Below are 17,327 nucleotides of genomic sequence, written 5' to 3'. Positions count from 1 at the left end.
GCCGCAAGCACGGCCGGCAGGCCCGCGCCGGGGGCGGCGGGGCTGCCATTGTAGTCAAAGCGGGCGGGCGCGCCGTGCGCCCGGGCTTCACAGTTGCCGCAGCAGGCGCTCGAAGGCCTGCGCGGAGGCCTCCACATGGCGTTCCAGGCGGTGCCCATCGTCGACCAGCAGCAGCTGCGCGGCGCGCGCCTGCGCCCAGGCGATGACCCCGGCGGCCGGGACCACATCGTCATGCCAGGCCTGTACCACCGTGGTCGGCACCGCGGCGGCATCCAGCGCCGGCATCGGGCCCATGGTGGTCGGCGGCACCATCAGGAACAGGCCGGCCACCGGCACCTGCAGCGAGGCGATGGCGGAGATATAGGCGCCCAGGCTCGAGCCGGCCAGCACCACCGGGCCCTGCCGGGCGGCGATGGCGGCGCGCTCGACCAGGCGGCGCAAGCGGGTCGGCACGTCGCCTACCCGGCTGACCTCGCTCATCGCGTCCAGGTCGGTGTAGTCGGGGCGCTCGTGGGTCCAGCCCAGGCGCTGGGCCACCTCGGCCAGCGCGGTGACCTTGGTCGCTTCCGGGCCGCTCTCGAAGCCGTGGGACAGGATGCAGTGGCCGCGGCTCACGCGCAGGCTCCGTGCGCGCGGTTCGACAAGGAAAGGGAAGGCAGGTTCATGCCGCAATGCTAGCATCGCCGGATGCCCAACCCGCTCCTGCCCGGCCTGCTGTTGCAGCCCCTGCCCTACGAAGACCGCCTGCCGCTGCGCGACCCGGCCACGTTGGAGATGGTGGTGATCCACTGCACCGAGCTGCCCGATCTGGCCATGGCCCGGGAGTACGGCGAGCGCGTGCTGTACGACAGCGGCGCCGGCAACAGCGGGCATTTCTACATCGACCGCGATGGCACCGTGGCGCAGTACGTGGCGCCGGAGCGGGTGGCCCACCACGTGCGCGGCATGAACGCGCATACGCTGGGCATCGAACTGGTCAATACCGGACGCTATCCGCACTGGTTCGACAGCCGCCACCAGGCGATGGACGAGGCCTACACCGAGGCGCAGCTGGTGGCGCTGGAGGCGCTGCTGCTGGCGCTGGTGGCGCGCTATCCGTCGCTGCGGCGGATTGCCGGGCATGACCAGCTGGATCGGGAACAGGTGCCGGCCAGTGATGATCCGGCGCTGAGGGTGGCGCGCAAGCGTGACCCGGGGCCGCTGTTCCCGTGGGCGCGGGTGCTGGCGAAGGTGCCGTTGCAGCCTGTTGGGTAAGCGGCAGGGCTGCGCCCTGCACCCGCAGAAGCAACGGCCGAAGCAAGTGCAACAGCAGCATTCCGTGGGATGGCGGGGTGGGTCCGGTTGCGAGGGACGCCGTAAACCCATCCATGGGGGCTTGGCCGCGGCATCCATGCCGCGGACACCCTCGCAACCGGCCCCACCCCGCCTTCGACAGATCTCCGCCGCTGTTGGTAGGTGTCGACCTTGGTCGACACGGTTCATCCACGCCATGCGTGGATGGACGTTGAAGCGATCGGAACGGGCTTTTGTAGCTCGACTGCCCTTTGCGTGGAAATCGAGACGATAGAGTCAGGCGCCGGTGGCGACCGGGCGGCTGCTGTCGCTGACCCAGCCGCTCCAGGAGTCGGCATAGATGCGCGCACCGCTCAGTCCTGCGCTTTCCATCGCCAGCAGCAGGTGGCAGGCGGTCACGCCAGAGCCACACATCAGCACCACCTGTTCTGGATCGCGGTTGCCGATCACGCCCTGCAGTTCGGCGCGCAGTTCCTGTGCGTCGCGCAGTCGGCCATCGAGCACGTTCAACGCGAACGGCCGATTGACCGCGCCCGGCACGTGGCCGGCAACAGGGTCGAGGGGCTCCACTTCGCCGCGGAAACGTTCGCCCGCGCGTGCGTCGACCAACCAGCCCGGTGCATGTTTCAGGCGCGCGGTGATTTCATCGGCGTTGGCGATCTGGGTGGTGTCGAAGCGGCCCGGGTAGGCGGGCAGCGCTGTCACTTCAGCCTGGCCGCTTTCCAGCGTGTGACCGGCGGCCTGCCAGGCCGCGATGCCGCCGTCGAGCACGGCGACTTTGCTGTGACCAATCAGGCGCAGCAGCCACCACAGGCGCGAGGCGGCCATGCTGCCGTCGCTGCCGTCGTAGACCACCACCTGGGTGTCGGCGTCGATGCCCCACTGCCCCAGCTTTGCGGCCAAGGCATCGCTGTCCGGCAGTGGATGGCGACCATGGCCGACGCGCGACAGATCAGACAGGTCACGATTCAGATCGGCATACACCGCACCCGGGATATGACCTGCCAGATACTGGCTGCTTCCCGCCTGCGGGTCGGCCAGCGAGGAGCGCGCATCGACCACCCGCACCGCAGTGCTGGCGGTGGCGCGTGCGTCGACCACGCGGATGCCTTCGCCCAACGCGGCAGCCAGGGTGGCGACATCGACCAGGGTGGTCCACGGCGGATCGATCGGGTTCATTGCACTTGCTCCAGGCGACGACGCAGGTTGTAGAGAATGGCCGCGGTCGCTCCCCAGATGCGCTGGCCGGGCCAGCCGTACTCAAGGACGTGGCGGATGCGGCCGCGATGGTTGATTTCGACCTGGCGCAGGTTGTCCGCCGCCATCAGGTAGTCCAGCGGCACCTCGAACACCTCGGCCACTTCGCTGGGCTGCGGCACCGGCACGAAGTCCGGATCGACCACCGCCACCACCGGGGTGACCCGGTAGCCGGTGATCGTCACGAAGGGATCGAGATACCCCAGCGCCTGCACCTGCCCGGGCGCCAGTGCGATTTCTTCCTGACTCTCGCGCAGGGCCGCCGCCAGCGCGTCGCGGTCATCGGGTTCGGTGCGGCCACCCGGGAAGCCGACCTGGCCGCCGTGCTGGCGCAGGGTTTCGGTGCGACGGGTGAGAATCACCTGCGCGCCATTGGCGCGTGGCACGATGCCGGCCAGCACCGCCGCTTCCACCGGAGGCCCGGGCGGCAGCAGGTCAATCAGTTCGCTGCGGTTCCAGCCATCACCAACCGGCGGTTCGGCCAGCGGGTGCAGCGCGCGCATCAGCCGTTCGTGGTCGGCCAGCGAGCCGCGCAGTGACTGCTGAAGCTGCGCGCGCAGCGGTTGCACGCGGTGCAGGATGCGGTTGCGTTCGTCATTGCTCATCGACGACCACCGCGCGATTTCGTCGATATGCCGCCCGCACCCGCTGCACTGCCGGTGCGGATCCAGCGTGCACACTCCGATGCAGGGACTTGCGACAACACGCGCCGTTTCTTCCATTGTTTGCACCCGCCAACAGTAGCGCGAATGGGCGGGATTTGCGCGGGTGGCCTGGCCGGACGGTAGAGTCGACTGTTAGTTGTGATCTCTCTGTACGTTGTTCATCCGGGGCATCTTTGGAAAATGGTGGTTACCACACCGTTCCAGCCCCCAAAGAGCCCGGATGAACAATCATAAAAATGCCCGTTTGACGACGTTTAGTCGAGCGCTTCTGGTCCACCGTATCCTCCACGAGGGCTTACGCCCGGAAGAAGCAGCTCAAGCGTGTGGCGTAAGTGTGCGTACGGCCTACAAGTGGCTGGCCCGATTCCGCCAGTTCGGGGCACCGGGGCTGGAAAACCGCAGCTCACGGCCTCACCAGACGCCGCATGCCACACCTGCTCCGGTAGTCGAGCAGATCAAGGAGCATCGCCGTAAGCGGCAGACCTACCTGACCATCTCCAAGGCGCTGGGGGTCGGCCACAGTACGATTTCAAGGCTGATGCGCGCCCACGGCCTCAATCGGCTGTGTCGGCTTGATCCGCCCAAGGAGGTCATCCGATACGAATACGATCAGCCCGGAGGGCTGCTGCACCTGGACATCAAGAAGCTGGGCAACTTCCAGCGGCCAGGGCACAGAACCGATGCCAAACGCCGGGGAAATACCGCTGGCGGTGGCTGGGGCTACGTCCACGTGGCCATTGACGATCACTCCCGGGTCGCCTTCAGCAGCGTCCACCCCAACGAACAGGGCGAAACCGCCTGCCAGGCGTTGCTGGGCGCTCTGGAGTACTACGCCAGCCTGGGAATCACCTTCAAGCGGATCCTGACCGACAACGGTGCCTGCTATCGCTCCACCGCCTTTGCCAAGCTGCTCAAATCCCTTGGGATCAAGCACATCAGAACCAAGCCCTACACGCCGCGGACCAATGGCAAAGCCGAGCGCTTCATCCAGACCAGCCTGCGCGAGTGGGCTTACGCCTGCGAGTACGCATCCTCGGACCAGCGCAATTCCGTGTTGAGCCAATGGCTGCACCACTACAACTGGCACCGTCCCCATATGGCGATCGGCGGCCAGCCACCTATCTCCAGAGTGCCGCTGAACAACGTAGTGGGTTTACACAGTTAGTCGACTGCTCTTCCATCTTCTTGCGGGGAACCCCGCGCTGCGCGCGATAGTCGACCAACGGTCGACTCTACCGTCGGGGACTGCGCAAACAAAAACGCGCCGGTGGAATCACCGGCGCGTTTGGTTTACCGCTTCGATTTACTTGACGCTGACCAGCTTGATCTCGAACTGCACAGCCACGTTCGGCGGGAACGGGGTGCGCGGGTCGGCACCGTAGGCCTGGTCCGGCGGCAGGGTGACTTCCCACTTCGAGCCTGCCGGCATCTGCAGCAGGGTCTCGCGCATGGCCTTCATTTCAACTTCGCTGACCTTGATCGACGGGATCTGCTGGGCCGGGCGGGCTTCGGTCGGGCGCTGGCCGTACGGGAACGGGCCGGCCACTTCCAGCTGCACGGTGCTGGCCTGGGTCGGCTTGGCACCCTTGCCGGCTTCGATCACGCGGTACTGGACGCCGCTCGGCAGCGACTGCACGCCGGCCTTGGCCTTGTTCGCCGCGATGAACTGATCGCTCTTGGTCTTGTTTTCGGCAGCAGCCTTTTCGTACTCGGCCTTGGCAGCCTGGGCACGGCCCTGCTCGCGCTTCTGGAACGCTTCAACGGCCGGCTTCAGCTGCTCGGCGGTGATCGCCGGCTGCTTCTTGGCGTAGGCGTCCTGCAGGCCCTTCACCACCGAGTTGATGTCCAGCTGCTCACCACGACCGGTCAGCTCCGCCAGGTTGTTGCCGTAGTCGTAACCGAAGTAGTAGCTCAGCTTGCCCTTTTCGGACGAAACGTCCTGGGCGAAGGCATTGCCCGTCAGGGCCAGGGCCGCGACGGCGACCGCGATAGAACGCAACTTCATCAAACAGTTCTCCAGGGGTGGTAACTCAGGGACGTTCTGCGCCGCCCTGAGGCGACGGGTTAGGATAACGGGCGCAACGTGTAACCGCTACTCACGATGCAGGCTATGACCCGTCTGCGTTCGCGGAGTTCAATATCACTTTTTTTTAACGTTCCAGGAGTTTACCCGTGGCCGATGCCCTGATCGCTGTCACCGACGACGGCGCCATCCGCACCGTGACCGTCCAGCGCCCGGACAAGCTCAACGCCCTCAATGCCGCGACCCTGCAGGCCCTGGCCGAGGCCTTCAGTGCTGCCGCCGCAGATCCGGAGGTGCGCGTGGTGGTGCTGACCGGTGCTGGCCCGAAGGCGTTCGTGGCCGGCGCCGACATTGCCGAGATGAACACACTCAGCGCGGTTCAGGGACGTGATTTCTCGCTGCTGGGCCAGGCCCTGATGCGCCAGATCGAGCGCATGCCCAAGCCGGTCATCGCCCGCGTGAACGGTTTCGCGCTGGGCGGTGGCCTGGAACTGGCCATGGCCTGCCACCTGCGCATCGCCGCCGATACCGCCAAAGTCGGCCAACCGGAAATCAATCTCGGCCTGATTCCCGGCTTCGGGGGCAGCCAGCGCCTGCTGCGCCTGTGCGGCCGCGCCGCCACGCTGGAGCTCTGCCTGCTGGGTGCACCGATCAACGCCGCACGTGCGCTGGAACTGGGGATCGTCAACGAGGTGGTGCCGGCCGACGCGCTGGACAATCGCGTGAATGACGTCGCCCGCCAGCTGGCGCGCTCGGCGCCGCTGGCCCTGCGCGGCCTGCTGGACGCGGTGCACGTGGGTGGCGAATGCAGCCTGGAAGCCGGGCTGGAATACGAAAGCACGCAGTTTGGCCTGCTGTTCGCCACCGAGGATATGCGCGAGGGAACCAGCGCCTTCCTGCAGCGCCGCCCGCCGGCCTTCCAGAACCGCTGACGCCATGGCATCCCGACCCAACCCCGCGCAGCTGTTCGCCCGGGTCCAGGCAGACGATCTCGATGGCGCCCTGCAGGCCGGGCTGATGGACTATGTCGCCCGCGCCGACGACGCGCGGTTGCTGCCCGGCCACCCGGAACTCCCGCAGCGGTTGCAGCAGGCCCAGCAGCAGCTTCAGGCCGCCTGGGCGGCCCGCGAACGTTACCGCGCCCGTGCGGTGCGACTGGCCCGCCGCGAAGCCGAACGCGACGCGCGGCGCACGCCAGCCCCGGCGCCGGACGTGAAGCCCGCCCTGCCCGCCGCAGCCGCCGCCATCCTCGCCCGGGCCAAGGCCCGCGCCAGCGGCAAGGAGCAGTAATGGCCACCACGAAGAAGACCGCACGCGCCCCGGCGCGGCGTGGCGGCACGATGCCGCGCGCCGACGTGGTGGAGATGTTCACGCGCCTGCGTGAACTCAACCCGCACCCGAAGACCGAACTGGAGTACAGCTCGCCGTTCGAGCTGCTGGTGGCGGTGGCGTTGTCGGCGCAGGCCACCGACGTCGGCGTCAACAAGGCCACGCGCCGCCTGTTCCCGGTGGCCAATACGCCGGCGAAGATCCTCGCGCTTGGCGAAGAAGGACTGAAGCAGTACATCGCCACCATCGGCCTGTTCAACGCCAAGGCGAAGAACGTGATCGCCACCTGCGCGATCCTGCTGGAAAAGCATGGCGGTGAAGTACCGCGCGATCGCGATGCACTGGAAGCGTTGCCGGGCGTGGGCCGCAAGACCGCCAACGTGGTGCTCAACACCGCGTTCGGCGAGCCGGTGATGGCGGTGGACACGCATATCTTCCGCGTCTCCAACCGTACTGGACTGGCCCCGGGAAAGAATGTGCGCGAAGTGGAAGACAAGCTGGTGAAGGTGATCCCCGCCGAGTTCCTGCTCGACGCGCATCATTGGCTGATCCTGCACGGACGCTATGTGTGCAAGGCGCGCAAGCCGGATTGCCCGGGCTGCGTGATCGCCGATCTGTGCCGGTTCAAGGAAAAGACCACGGCCGAGGCGTGACGCAGTCTCTGTTGTGACCAAACGAAGACGGCGGGCACAAGGCCCGCCGTCTGTGTTTCAGGACAAGCCTGCTTCAGGGGATCAGAACGACAGGTCGCCCCAGACGCCGAACTCCTTGGTCTTGTCGTTCTTCTTGTCGCCGGCGTTGGCCAGGTGCGTGTACTTGTACACGGTCGACAGCTTGAGGTTCTTCATGACCGGGAACTCGACGCCGACGTTCCAGTACTTGTCGCTCAGGGTCGGGTCCAGGGTCTTGCTGACGTCGGTGTCATCGTAACGACCGAACACGTTGATGCCGCCATCGGTCACGCGCACGCTGCCCCACACCGACCAGCCGCTGGACTTGTCGGTGGCAACGGTCATCACGTTGTTGAGGTTCTTGGCCTGGAAGTACTCACCACCGACGCGGAAGTTGCTGTCGGCGTAGGCCACCATCGCGTTGGCGCGGGTGTAGGTGTTCTCGGAACTCTGGATGTCGGTTTCCTTGCCCAGCTTGCCGCTGTAGCCACCGACGGCGACCACGAAGTTCTCGTTCGGGGTGTAGGCCACGCGGCCTTCCACGTCCATGCCCTTGCTGCGGGTCGGGTTCTTGTAACCGGCGCCGGACACGACCGAGACGGCGTAGTTGAAGTTGTTGCCCAGGTTGCCGAAGCCATGCAGGCCCCAGTCGGACGAGTTGCCGTACTTCAGACGGTCGGTCAGGGTGTTCTCGACATAGCGCATGCCGTAGAACTTCTCGACGTACGGGATCCACGGCATGTCGGCGGCACCGACGCGCAGGTTGAAGGCCGGGTCGAAGCTGCCCTGCACGTAGGCCTTCTTGACGAACAGTTCGGTATTGCCGATGGCCGAGCTGTACTGGAAGTCGGTGGTCAGGTTCGCCGACCAGATGTCGTTGAACTTGTGGTCGACGGTCAGGTAGAAGCGCTTGACGTCCAGGCCGGTGCCGCTGGCGGCGGTGTCCTTGCCGTTGCTGGTCTTGTCGATGTTGGTCAGGTCGAAGAACATGCGACCGCCGATCTTGTTGTCATTGACCAGCTTGGCCAGCTTGTCGACGCTGGTCTGGGTCTTCTGTGCACCTTCCAGCGCCTGCGCCTGGGTGATGTTCACTTCGGACTGCGCGTCGGACTGCGCCTGCAGCGCCTGCGAATCGTTCTGCAACTGCTGGACCTGGGCCTGCAGCGCGGCGATCTGTGCCTGCAGCTGCTGCAGCTGTGCCTGGGATACGCCCGAGCTGGCGGGGGCTGCGAAGGCGTCGGCGGAAACCAGACCGAGGCTTGCAACGACCGCGGCGGCGAGCAAATGGGAACGCATTTTGGATCTCTCCAGAGGGTTGGAATGGCTTGGGCAGAACGCCACGCCGGCAGGCCGGTCAAGCGTTTTGCGAACGTTCCGTTAAAACCATGACAGTCGAATGACAAACTGCGCACCAAACACAGGTTTCTTCGTGCGGTCATGCGGACGACGCATTTGCGCCGGCATCTGTGTCGAGGCCTTGCGGCACATGGCGTGATGTATCCGCTTCAACGCGCAACGCGGCCCCCATGCATCCCTGTGCACTACATGACATCGCTGCCGGATGCCCATTTCCCGGGATGCCCGCGCGTCAGCGCGGAAGCTCCGTCAACGACATATGGAGGTTGGCGACGCGCCGCCCAGCCGCGCCTCGACCGCGCGCGAAACCTTCACGCCCCCCCCTGCAGCGGCAGCGGCCAGCGCTGTAACGGTTGCGTCATACAACGGTCCCTGCGCTGTCATCGAACCGTTATGGAATGTGCGCCGGGCGGGTAACCCCGCATCCCAATCAACCCAGGAGCCACCCCGTGATCCACGCCTTCAAGTCGCGCGTTGCCGTTGCCGTCTTCGCAGCGTCGTCCGTGTTCGCCGCCAACGCCGCTGAAATCACCGGCGCGGGCGCCTCGTTCATCTACCCGGTGATGTCGAAGTGGTCGGCCGACTACAACGCCGCCACCAGCAACAAGGTCAACTACCAGTCGATCGGTTCCGGCGGTGGTATCGCCCAGATCAAGGCCAAGACCGTTGATTTCGGCTCCTCCGACGCTCCGCTGAAGCCGGAAGAACTGGCCGCTTCGGGCCTGGCCCAGTTCCCGTCGGTGATCGGCGGCGTGGTGCCGGTGGTCAACGTGGCCGGCATCGCCCCGGGCGCGCTGAAGCTGGACGGCACCGTGCTGGCCAACATCTTCCTGGGCAAGATCAAGACCTGGAACGACCCGGCCATCGCCGCGCTGAACCCGGGCGTGACCCTGCCGAGCGCCAAGATCACCGTCGTGCACCGCTCGGATGGTTCGGGCACCACCTTCAACTTCGTCAACTACCTGTCCAAGGTCAGCCCGGAGTGGAAGAGCTCGGTCGGCGAAGGCACCTCGGTCCAGTGGCCGGCTGGCATCGGCGGCAAGGGCAACGAAGGCGTTGCCGCTTACGTGAAGCAGATCAAGGGTGGCATCGGCTACGTCGAACTGTCCTACGCGCTGCAGAACAAGCTGTCGTACACCGCGATGAAGAATGCCGCCGGCAAGTTCGTGCAGCCGAGCGACGCCTCCTTCGCCGCCGCTGCCGCCAGCGCCGACTGGGCCAACGCCAAGGACTTCTACCTGGTGATGACCAACGCCCCGGGCGCCGAGTCCTGGCCGATCACCGCCACCAACTTCATCCTGGTGCACAAGAAGCCGAAGAATGCTGCCAACGGCAAGGCCACCCAGGAGTTCTTCCGCTGGGTCTACAAGAGCGGCGACGCCCAGGCCCGCCAGCTGGACTACGTGCCGCTGCCGGACAGCCTGGTCCGCCAGATCGAGACCTACTGGTCGCAGAACCTGAAGTAAGCGTTCCCCCGCAGGAACGGGATCGGCGGGTCCTCTCTCCCCCGTCGATCCCACCCGGGCGCGAGATCCTCGAGATCTCGCGCTCTTCTTGTTTTCGGGGTGCACCTGCCTCTGTAGTGCCGAGCCCATACTCGGCTGCGCTCTGGAGCGTGCGGACCAACGGTCCGCACCTACCGAGGGCAGGGAGCAGTCGAGCAGACTCGACGCTACGAGGGCCATCCGGCGGTCATGCCGGTGCGCAGATCCGGGGTCTGCGGGGGTCTCACGGATCGCAGCCAACCCTGTGAAACCCTTGTCGTAACGTGATCCAGGACACCTCTGTCATGGTCGTAATACGGCTGTAACAAAAACATCATTTCATAGCCGCATCCGCCGACGACGTCGGCTCTTCCCCGCTATGGAGTGACCATGAAACTGCACTCGGCCGGCCTTGCCGCCCTTTCCCTGGCCATCGCCCTGGGCCTGTCGGCCTGCGGTGGCGACAAGCAGGCCGCGCAGCAGCCGGCGGCCGACGGTGCCGCCGCTCCGGCCGCCGCCGGTGCCAAGGTGACCGCCGAAGTGTCCGGCGCGGGCGCGTCCTTCATCTTCCCGCTGGTCTCCAAGTGGTCGGCTGACTACAACGCCAGCACCGGCGCCAAGATCAACTACCAGTCGATCGGTTCCGGCGGCGGCATCGCCCAGATCAAGGCCGGCACCGTCGACTTCGGTTCCTCCGACAAGCCGCTGAGCAGCGAAGAACTCGCCCAGGCCGGCCTGGCCCAGTTCCCGTCCGCCATCGGCGGCGTGGTGCCGGTGGTCAACATCGAGGGCCTGGAAACCGGCAAGCTGCGCCTGAGCGGCGCCCTGCTGGCGGACATCTTCCTGGGCAAGGTCAAGACCTGGAACGACCCGGCCATCGTCGCCGCCAACCCGGGCGTGAAGCTGCCGGACGGCAAGATCACCCTGGTCCACCGTTCGGACGGTTCGGGCACCACCTTCAACTTCTCCAACTACCTGTCCAAGGTCAGCCCGGAGTGGAAGACCAAGGTCGGCGAAGGCACCTCGGTGCAGTGGCCGGACGGCGTCGGTGGCAAGGGCAATGAAGGCGTCGCTTCGTACGTGAAGCAGATCAAGGGCTCGATCGGCTACGTCGAACTGGCCTACGCGCTGCAGAACGGCATGCCGTACACCGCCATGCAGAACGCCGCAGGCAACTGGGTCGAGCCGAGCGCGGAAACCTTCGCCGCCGCGGCCGCCAGCGCCGACTGGGCCAGCGCCAAGGACTTCAACCTGGTCATCACCAACGCACCGGGCGAGCAGGCGTGGCCGATCACCGCCACCAACTTCATGCTGATGCAGAAGCAGCCGAAGGATGCCAAGCGCAACCAGGACACCCTGGCCTTCTTCAAGTGGGCCTTCGAAAACGGCCAGGCCCAGGCCAACGAGCTGCACTACGTGCCGCTGCCGGCCGAACTGGTCAAGCAGATCGAGGCCTACTGGGCGACCGACCTGAAGTGATGGACACGACGGTGCCCGCCCCACGCGGGCACCGCTTCTTCCACGCCGTGCCGCCCCGCCCCTTCCTGGCCCTGCCGTCCCCATGAATGCCATCGCCCAGCCTGTAGCCGCCCCGTCCACGCGTGATGCGCGTGATGCCCGCAACGACAAACTGTTCCGATGGGTGCTGGTCGGCACCGTCATCTTCGTCCTGATCGCCCTGGCCTGTGCCGCGCTGTCGATGCTGTGGGGCGGTCGCCATGCCCTGCAGATGCAGGGCCTGAGCTTCTTCTTCTCCGCCGACTGGAATCCGGTCGAAAACAAGTTCGGTGCGCTCGCCCCGATCTACGGCACCCTGGTCACCGCCGTCATCGCGATGGTCATCGCCGTGCCGGTCAGCTTCGGTATCGCCTTCTTCCTCACCGAAGTCGCGCCGCGCTGGCTGCGTGGCCCGGTCGGTACCGCCATCGAACTGCTGGCTGGCATTCCCTCAATCATCTACGGCATGTGGGGCCTGTTCGTGCTGGTGCCGGTGATGACCGAGTACGTCACCCCGTTCCTCAACGAGACCTTGGGCGAATGGCCGATCATCGGCCCGATGTTCCAGGGCCCGCCGCTGGGCATCGGCATGCTCACCGCCGGTTTCGTGCTGGCCATCATGGTCATTCCGTTCATCTCCTCGGTGATGCGCGAAGTGTTCCTGACCGTGCCGACCCGCCTGAAGGAATCGGCCTATGCGCTGGGTTCCACCAAGTGGGAAGTGAGCTGGGACATCGTCCTGCCCTACACCCGCTCGGCGGTGATCGGCGGCATTTTCCTCGGCCTCGGCCGCGCCCTGGGCGAGACGATGGCGGTCGCCTTCGTGATCGGCAACAGCGTGCGCCTGTCGCCGTCGCTGCTGGAACCGGGCACCACCATCGCCGCGCTGATCGCCAATGATTTCGGCGAAGCCACTGAAACCTACCGCTCGGCCCTGCTGCTGCTCGGCTTCGTCCTGTTCATCGTCACCTTCGTGGTGCTGGCCATCGCCCGCCTGATGCTGATGCGCCTGTCCCGCAAGGAGGGCAACTGATGTCCAGCACCGCTGACTCCCTGTACCTGCGCCGCCGCATCGGCAACGTCATTGCCATCGCGCTGTCGTGCGCCACCGCGCTGTTCGGCCTGTTCTTCCTGGGCTGGATCCTGTTCACCCTGGCCTCCAAGGGCCTGGCCGGCATCAACCTGGATCTGTTCACCAAGATGACGCCGCCGCCGATGCAGGAAGGCGGCCTCGCCAACGCCTTCTTCGGCAGCGCGGTGATGTGCGCGCTGGCGATCGGCATCGGCACCCCGCTGGGCGTGCTGGCCGGCACCTGGCTGGCCGAGTACGGCAACGCCCGCAAGGCCGGCACCGTGGTCCGCTTCGTCAACGACATCCTGCTGTCGGCACCGTCGATCGTGCTGGGCCTGTTCGTCTACACCCTGTACGTGATGCAGACCGGCGGCAACTTCTCGGCGTTCGCCGGTGCCCTGTCGCTGGCCTTCATCGTGCTGCCGGTGGTGGTGCGCACCACCGACGAGATGCTGCGCTTGGTGCCCTCGCAGATGCGCGAAGCGGCGCTGTCGCTCGGTATCCCGCAGTGGAAGGTGATCGTGCAGGTGCTGTACCGCAGTGCATCGGCCGGCATCATCACCGGCATCCTGCTGGCGCTGGCGCGCATCTCCGGCGAAACCGCCCCGCTGCTGTTTACGGCCTTCGGCAACCAGTACTGGAACAACAACATCTTCCAGCCGATGGCCTCGGTGCCGGTGGTGATGAACCAGTTCGCCGGCAGCCCGTATGAATCCTGGCAGGTGCTGGCCTGGGCCGGTGCCCTGGTGCTGACTGTCTTCGTGTTGCTGGTCAGCCTTGCCGCCCGCGGCATCCTGCTGCGCAACCGTATCTCCCATGACTGACCTTTCCGTGGATAACGCCATGAACGACCTTTCCAACGCCGTGCCGATGCAGCGCATCGCCGTGCCGTCCTCGCACGAGAGCCTGCACACGCCGTCGCCGGTGAAGCTGGCTGCGCGTGGACTGGACTTCTACTACGACAAATTCCACGCCCTGAAGGGCATCAACCTGGAAATCCCGGAAAAGCGCGTAACCGCGCTGATCGGTCCTTCCGGTTGCGGCAAGTCGACCCTGCTGCGCATCTTCAACCGCATCTACGCGCTGTACCCGAAGCTGGAAGCGCGCGGTGAGGTGCTGCTGGACGGCGAGAACATCCTGTCGCCGAAGTACCCGATGAACCGCCTGCGCAGCAAGGTCGGCATGGTGTTCCAGAAGCCGGTGCCGTTCCCGATGACCATCTTCGAGAACGTGGCCTACGGCATCCGCCACCACGAGAAGCTGAGCAAGGCCGACATGGCCGACCGTGTCGAGCAGGCGCTGCGCCAGGGCGCGCTGTGGGACGAAGTGAAGGACAAGCTGGGGCAGAGCGCGCTGGGCCTGTCCGGTGGCCAGCAGCAGCGCCTGTGCATCGCCCGTGCCGTGGCCCTGCGCCCGTCGGTGCTGCTGCTGGACGAGCCGACCTCGGCGCTGGACCCGATCTCGACCAGCCGCATCGAGCAGCTGGTGGAAGAGCTCAAGCACGAGTACACCATCGTCATCGTCACCCACAACATGCAGCAGGCCGCGCGCGTGTCCGACTACACCGCCTTCATGTACCTGGGTGACCTGATCGAGCACGACCGCACCGAAGTGATCTTCTCGCAGCCGTCGCAGCGGCAGACCGAGGACTACATCACCGGTCGCTTCGGCTGATCGACGCTGTTTCTTCGACATATGTCCCAGCCAGGCATGGCCTGGCTCTACCCGGATTGCAGACCATGAATCTTCCCAACGACCACATCGTCAAGAGCTACGACGAAGAGCAGCAGCGCCTGGTGGCCGAAATCGTGCGCATGGGCGAGATGGCCGTCGCCCAGCTCGAAGCGGCGATGGACGTGATCGAGAAGCGCGACGAGAACGCTGCCCATCGCATCATTGCCAATGATGAAGCGATCGACGCGCTGGAACAGCAGATCAGCCACGACGTGATGCGTCTGGCGCTGCGTGGCCCGATGGCGCGCGACCTGCGCGAGATCCTCGCCGGCCTGCGCATCCCTGCAGACATCGAGCGTATCGGCGACTACGCGGCCAACGTGGCCAAGCGCTCGATCGCGCTGGGCAAGGTGCCGCCGCTGCCGCAGATCCAGGGCCTGCGTGCGCTCGGCCGCCTCGCCGCGCAGCAGGTGCGCCGCGCCATCGCTGCCTACCGCGACAACGACGCCGATGCCGCGCTGGAACTGCGCGAGGACGACGCCCGCCTGGACGCGCAGTACACCGCGCTGTTCCGCGAGCTGCTGACCTACATGATGGAAGACCCGCGCAACATCACCCCATGCACCCACCTGCTGTTCATGGCCAAGAACCTGGAGCGGGTCGGCGACCACGCCACCAACATCGCCGAGAACGTGTGGTTCCTAGTGCACGGCGAGCAGCCGTTGCCGCCGCGTGAGAAACGTGACGAGACCTCCAGTACCGGCCAGATCTGACGCTGCACTGCAACAACGGAGTTGGGTCCAAGGTGGCCGCTGTCCTGGTGACAGCGGCCTTCTTTTTTGGGTATCCCCCCGCATTGTGGGCGCCGGGCTTGCCCGGTGCGGACCTTCCGGATGCTTCTGTAACAAACCTCACGAAAATTTGAGTTCTTGGCGAGGATTCGTTGAGTAGGATCGCTGCACCATCGTTTCCACCGGCATCCCTGCCGGCCACCCGGGCACCCGCCCACACCACCCAGGAGCACGACCGATGAGCAGTTCCAACAAGACGCTGTCCCTGCTGACTGCTACCGCCCTGGCCGCCGGCCTGGGCATGACCGCCAGTGCCTCGGCCCTGAGCATGAGCAACCTCGCCCAAGGCTACCTGGTGGCCGGACAGGCAGCCAAGGCGAGCACCGACGCCAAGGCCGCCGACACCAGGATGGCCGCTGACGCGACCAAGCATGCCGAAGGCAAGTGTGGTGCCGACGGCAAGACCGCCGAAGGCAAGTGCGGCGCAGACAAGGGCAAGGCTGCCGGTGCGGCAGCAGGCGCCAAGGCCAAGACCGGCGACAAGAAGGCCGCCGAAGGCAAGTGTGGCGAAGGCAAGTGCGGTGGCAAGCACTGAGGTCCGCGCCAGCATCGCCAACCTGCGGTCGCCGCTTCGTGCGGCGGCCGTCGGGTTGGGGCTGCGCCGGGCGCTGTTGCAGGAGCTGCGCGATGCACCGGCGGGCGATTTCGATTTCCTCGAATGCGCGCCGGAGAACTGGATCCATGTCGGCGGCCCCGCCGGTGACGCACTGGCCGAGCTGGCACAGCGCCATCCGCTGAGCTGCCACGGCCTGTCCCTGTCGCTGGGCGGCACTGCGCCACTGGATACGCAGCTGTTGGAGCAGGTTGGCCAGTTCCTGGAAAAACACCGCGTGCCGCTGTACAGCGAACACCTGAGCTACTGCAGCGACGACGGCCACCTGTACGACCTGCTGCCGATTCCGTTCACCGACGAGGCCGTGCACCATACCGCCGCGCGCATCGCCCAGGTGCAGGACCTGCTTGGCCGCCGCATCGCGGTGGAGAACGTCTCCTACTACCTGGCGCCGGAGCCGGCGATGGACGAGCTGGCCTTCACCAACGCCGTGCTTGCCGAAGCCGATTGCGACCTGCTGCTGGACGTCAACAACGTCTATGTCAACGCCTGCAACCACGGTTACGACGCCGACGCATTCATCGCTGGCCTGCCCGCAGACCGCATCGTCTGCCTGCACGTGGCCGGGCATCTGGACGAGGCACCGGACCTGAAGATCGATACCCATGGCAGTGCGGTGATCGACCCGGTCTGGGAGCTGCTGGCACGCACCTATGCGCGCATCGGCGCTCGCCCCACCCTGCTCGAGCGCGATTTCAATTTCCCGCCCTACGCCGAGCTGCGCAGCGAACTGCAGACCATCCGCCACCTGCAGGCCGTGCACGCCGAGGCGGCATATGGCTGATACCCCCGCCACGCTGCGTGCGCAGCAGCACGCGTTCACCGCACACCTGCGCGATCCACAGGCGGTGGCTGCACCAGCCGGGCTGGAACCGCACCGCGTGGCCGTGTACCAGCGGCTGCTGTTCAACAACCTGCTCGGTCTGTTGAGCAACGGCTTCCCGGTCTGCGTGCGCCTGCTCGGCGGACCGGCCTGGAGCACGCTGGTCCGCCACTACTTCGCCACGCACCGCTGCCAGACACCATTGTTCACCGAGCTGGCCGTTGAATTCGTGCAGTGGCTGCAGGCGCAGCCGCAGCTGCCACACCCGGCGCTGGCCGAGCTGGCCCACTACGAGTGGGTGGAAACCGCGCTGTACCAGCTGGACGCCGAACCGCTGCCGGTCGCGGCGGACATCGACCCGCTGCGGGTGCCGCTGCAACGCTCGCCACTGGCCTGGCCGTTGCTGTACCAGTGGCCGGTGCACCGCCTCGGCGCCGAGGATGCACCGACCGAGCCAGCGGCCGAGCCGACGGGCCTTCTTGTGCGCCGCGATGCCGACGGCGAGGTGCGGTTCGCCACGCTCAGCCCGCTGGCGGTATACCTGCTGTCCAGCATCGGCGAACACCCTGGCCTCGATGGTCATGCCTACCTGCAGCGACTGGCTGCCGCGCACGGCCTGGCCGGGGATGCACTGGCCGGACCCGGCGCTGCGCTGCTGCAGCAGTTCCTGCAGGCCGGCGTGATCGGCCCACTGCCGGCCCCCGGCTGACACCCCCTTC

Annotated in this window: 19 protein-coding genes; 14 read left to right on the top strand and 5 right to left on the bottom strand. The window is 66.2% G+C overall.

The window, feature by feature from the left end; genetic code table 11:
• Positions 1-87 precede the first annotated feature (87 nt).
• On the bottom strand, positions 88-615 hold the full coding sequence (locus tag ACZK29_RS07095; RefSeq protein WP_459047497.1) for a hypothetical protein: 528 nt from the start codon (positions 613-615) through the stop codon (positions 88-90).
• Positions 616-687: 72 nt separating this feature from the next.
• Here ACZK29_RS07095 and ACZK29_RS07090 point away from each other — a divergent pair, with 72 nt between their 5' ends.
• Positions 688-1,254: an N-acetylmuramoyl-L-alanine amidase gene (locus tag ACZK29_RS07090; protein ID WP_478446841.1), complete on the top strand. Its 567-nt coding sequence runs from the start codon at positions 688-690 to the stop codon at positions 1,252-1,254.
• 315 nt (positions 1,255-1,569) lie between these two features.
• Here ACZK29_RS07090 and ACZK29_RS07085 read toward each other — a convergent pair whose 3' ends face one another.
• Together ACZK29_RS07085 and ACZK29_RS07080 are read right to left on the bottom strand one after the other, a co-directional pair.
• Positions 1,570-2,472: a sulfurtransferase gene (locus tag ACZK29_RS07085; RefSeq protein ID WP_478446840.1), complete on the bottom strand. Its 903-nt coding sequence runs from the start codon at positions 2,470-2,472 to the stop codon at positions 1,570-1,572.
• Positions 2,469-3,272, bottom strand: coding sequence for a CoA pyrophosphatase (locus tag ACZK29_RS07080; RefSeq protein ID WP_111204174.1), 804 nt, complete (start codon positions 3,270-3,272; stop codon positions 2,469-2,471). The genes ACZK29_RS07085 and ACZK29_RS07080 overlap by 4 nt, the downstream gene beginning before the upstream one ends.
• A gap of 163 nt (positions 3,273-3,435) precedes the next feature.
• Between ACZK29_RS07080 and ACZK29_RS07075 the strand changes: the two genes are divergently transcribed.
• Positions 3,436-4,380, top strand: a complete 945-nt coding sequence (locus ACZK29_RS07075; protein ID WP_111202610.1) for an IS481-like element ISStma3 family transposase — start codon at positions 3,436-3,438, stop codon at positions 4,378-4,380.
• A gap of 138 nt (positions 4,381-4,518) precedes the next feature.
• On the opposite strand, the gene ACZK29_RS07070 is transcribed toward ACZK29_RS07075, so the two are convergent.
• A complete protein-coding gene (locus tag ACZK29_RS07070; protein ID WP_005408797.1) occupies positions 4,519-5,220 on the bottom strand; it encodes an FKBP-type peptidyl-prolyl cis-trans isomerase N-terminal domain-containing protein in 702 nt (233 codons plus the stop codon).
• Positions 5,221-5,387: 167 nt separating this feature from the next.
• On the opposite strand from ACZK29_RS07070, the gene ACZK29_RS07065 reads away from it, so the two are divergent.
• From ACZK29_RS07065 to nth, 3 genes are read left to right on the top strand one after another with little or no spacing between them, the layout of a single operon-like run.
• The gene (locus ACZK29_RS07065) at positions 5,388-6,170 is read left to right on the top strand and encodes an enoyl-CoA hydratase/isomerase family protein (RefSeq protein ID WP_478446839.1); all 783 of its coding nucleotides are present in this window, start codon (positions 5,388-5,390) and stop codon (positions 6,168-6,170) included.
• Positions 6,171-6,174: 4 nt separating this feature from the next.
• Complete coding sequence (locus tag ACZK29_RS07060) at positions 6,175-6,528, top strand: hypothetical protein (protein WP_099485242.1); 354 nt, start codon at positions 6,175-6,177, stop codon at positions 6,526-6,528.
• Positions 6,528-7,220 (top strand): endonuclease III, encoded by a 693-nt coding sequence (nth, locus tag ACZK29_RS07055; protein ID WP_106550328.1) that lies wholly within the window; start codon positions 6,528-6,530, stop codon positions 7,218-7,220. Before ACZK29_RS07060 ends, nth begins: the two co-directional genes overlap by 1 nt.
• An 81-nt stretch (positions 7,221-7,301) precedes the next feature.
• Here the strand turns inward: nth and ACZK29_RS07050 are convergent, their stop codons facing one another.
• Complete coding sequence (locus ACZK29_RS07050; protein WP_049431224.1) at positions 7,302-8,534, bottom strand: porin; 1,233 nt, start codon at positions 8,532-8,534, stop codon at positions 7,302-7,304.
• A gap of 509 nt (positions 8,535-9,043) precedes the next feature.
• Between ACZK29_RS07050 and pstS (ACZK29_RS07045) the strand changes: the two genes are divergently transcribed.
• From pstS (ACZK29_RS07045) to ACZK29_RS07005, 9 genes are all read left to right on the top strand, one after another.
• Positions 9,044-10,060 (top strand): phosphate ABC transporter substrate-binding protein PstS, encoded by a 1,017-nt coding sequence (pstS, locus tag ACZK29_RS07045; RefSeq protein ID WP_294994957.1) that lies wholly within the window; start codon positions 9,044-9,046, stop codon positions 10,058-10,060.
• A gap of 408 nt (positions 10,061-10,468) precedes the next feature.
• Positions 10,469-11,557 (top strand): phosphate ABC transporter substrate-binding protein PstS, encoded by a 1,089-nt coding sequence (pstS, locus tag ACZK29_RS07040; RefSeq protein WP_111204177.1) that lies wholly within the window; start codon positions 10,469-10,471, stop codon positions 11,555-11,557.
• A gap of 82 nt (positions 11,558-11,639) precedes the next feature.
• The gene (gene pstC, locus ACZK29_RS07035) at positions 11,640-12,608 is read left to right on the top strand and encodes a phosphate ABC transporter permease subunit PstC (protein ID WP_005412771.1); all 969 of its coding nucleotides are present in this window, start codon (positions 11,640-11,642) and stop codon (positions 12,606-12,608) included.
• Positions 12,608-13,471, top strand: a complete 864-nt coding sequence (gene pstA / locus ACZK29_RS07030; protein ID WP_014036548.1) for a phosphate ABC transporter permease PstA — start codon at positions 12,608-12,610, stop codon at positions 13,469-13,471. Before pstC ends, pstA begins: the two co-directional genes overlap by 1 nt.
• 19 nt (positions 13,472-13,490) lie before the next feature.
• Positions 13,491-14,321 (top strand): phosphate ABC transporter ATP-binding protein PstB, encoded by an 831-nt coding sequence (gene pstB, locus ACZK29_RS07025; RefSeq protein ID WP_005408788.1) that lies wholly within the window; start codon positions 13,491-13,493, stop codon positions 14,319-14,321.
• 65 nt (positions 14,322-14,386) lie between these two features.
• Positions 14,387-15,094 carry a phosphate signaling complex protein PhoU gene (gene phoU / locus ACZK29_RS07020; protein ID WP_049444209.1) on the top strand — a complete coding sequence of 236 codons (708 nt, stop codon included), beginning with the start codon at positions 14,387-14,389 and terminating at the stop codon, positions 15,092-15,094.
• Positions 15,095-15,350: 256 nt separating this feature from the next.
• Positions 15,351-15,707 (top strand): hypothetical protein, encoded by a 357-nt coding sequence (locus ACZK29_RS07015; protein WP_111204178.1) that lies wholly within the window; start codon positions 15,351-15,353, stop codon positions 15,705-15,707.
• Positions 15,694-16,569: an HvfB family MNIO-type RiPP peptide maturase gene (locus tag ACZK29_RS07010; protein ID WP_478446838.1), complete on the top strand. Its 876-nt coding sequence runs from the start codon at positions 15,694-15,696 to the stop codon at positions 16,567-16,569. Before ACZK29_RS07015 ends, ACZK29_RS07010 begins: the two co-directional genes overlap by 14 nt.
• Positions 16,562-17,317: an HvfC family RiPP maturation protein gene (locus ACZK29_RS07005; protein WP_478446837.1), complete on the top strand. Its 756-nt coding sequence runs from the start codon at positions 16,562-16,564 to the stop codon at positions 17,315-17,317. The genes ACZK29_RS07010 and ACZK29_RS07005 overlap by 8 nt, the downstream gene beginning before the upstream one ends.
• The last annotated feature ends 10 nt before the right edge of the window (positions 17,318-17,327 follow it).

This window comes from Stenotrophomonas sp. 89682_Sma (assembly GCF_056481405.1).
The sequence above is the reverse complement of the archived record's forward strand: the minus strand, read 5'-3'. Positions and strand labels throughout refer to the sequence as shown.

Bases quoted from the DNA above. Each gene is read 5' to 3' on its own strand.
- ACZK29_RS07090 (WP_478446841.1), top strand. From the start codon at position 688: ATGCCCAACCCGCTCCTGCCCGGCCTGCTGTTGCAGCCCCTGCCCTAC.
- ACZK29_RS07085 (WP_478446840.1), bottom strand. From the start codon at position 2,472: ATGAACCCGATCGATCCGCCGTGGACCACCCTGGTCGATGTCGCCACC.
- ACZK29_RS07080 (WP_111204174.1), bottom strand. From the start codon at position 3,272: ATGGAAGAAACGGCGCGTGTTGTCGCAAGTCCCTGCATCGGAGTGTGC.
- ACZK29_RS07075 (WP_111202610.1), top strand. From the start codon at position 3,436: ATGAACAATCATAAAAATGCCCGTTTGACGACGTTTAGTCGAGCGCTT.
- ACZK29_RS07070 (WP_005408797.1), bottom strand. From the start codon at position 5,220: ATGAAGTTGCGTTCTATCGCGGTCGCCGTCGCGGCCCTGGCCCTGACG.
- ACZK29_RS07060 (WP_099485242.1), top strand. From the start codon at position 6,175: ATGGCATCCCGACCCAACCCCGCGCAGCTGTTCGCCCGGGTCCAGGCA.
- nth (WP_106550328.1), top strand. From the start codon at position 6,528: ATGGCCACCACGAAGAAGACCGCACGCGCCCCGGCGCGGCGTGGCGGC.
- ACZK29_RS07050 (WP_049431224.1), bottom strand. From the start codon at position 8,534: ATGCGTTCCCATTTGCTCGCCGCCGCGGTCGTTGCAAGCCTCGGTCTG.
- pstS (WP_111204177.1), top strand. From the start codon at position 10,469: ATGAAACTGCACTCGGCCGGCCTTGCCGCCCTTTCCCTGGCCATCGCC.
- pstC (WP_005412771.1), top strand. From the start codon at position 11,640: ATGAATGCCATCGCCCAGCCTGTAGCCGCCCCGTCCACGCGTGATGCG.
- pstA (WP_014036548.1), top strand. From the start codon at position 12,608: ATGTCCAGCACCGCTGACTCCCTGTACCTGCGCCGCCGCATCGGCAAC.
- pstB (WP_005408788.1), top strand. From the start codon at position 13,491: ATGAACGACCTTTCCAACGCCGTGCCGATGCAGCGCATCGCCGTGCCG.
- phoU (WP_049444209.1), top strand. From the start codon at position 14,387: ATGAATCTTCCCAACGACCACATCGTCAAGAGCTACGACGAAGAGCAG.
- ACZK29_RS07015 (WP_111204178.1), top strand. From the start codon at position 15,351: ATGAGCAGTTCCAACAAGACGCTGTCCCTGCTGACTGCTACCGCCCTG.
- ACZK29_RS07005 (WP_478446837.1), top strand. From the start codon at position 16,562: ATGGCTGATACCCCCGCCACGCTGCGTGCGCAGCAGCACGCGTTCACC.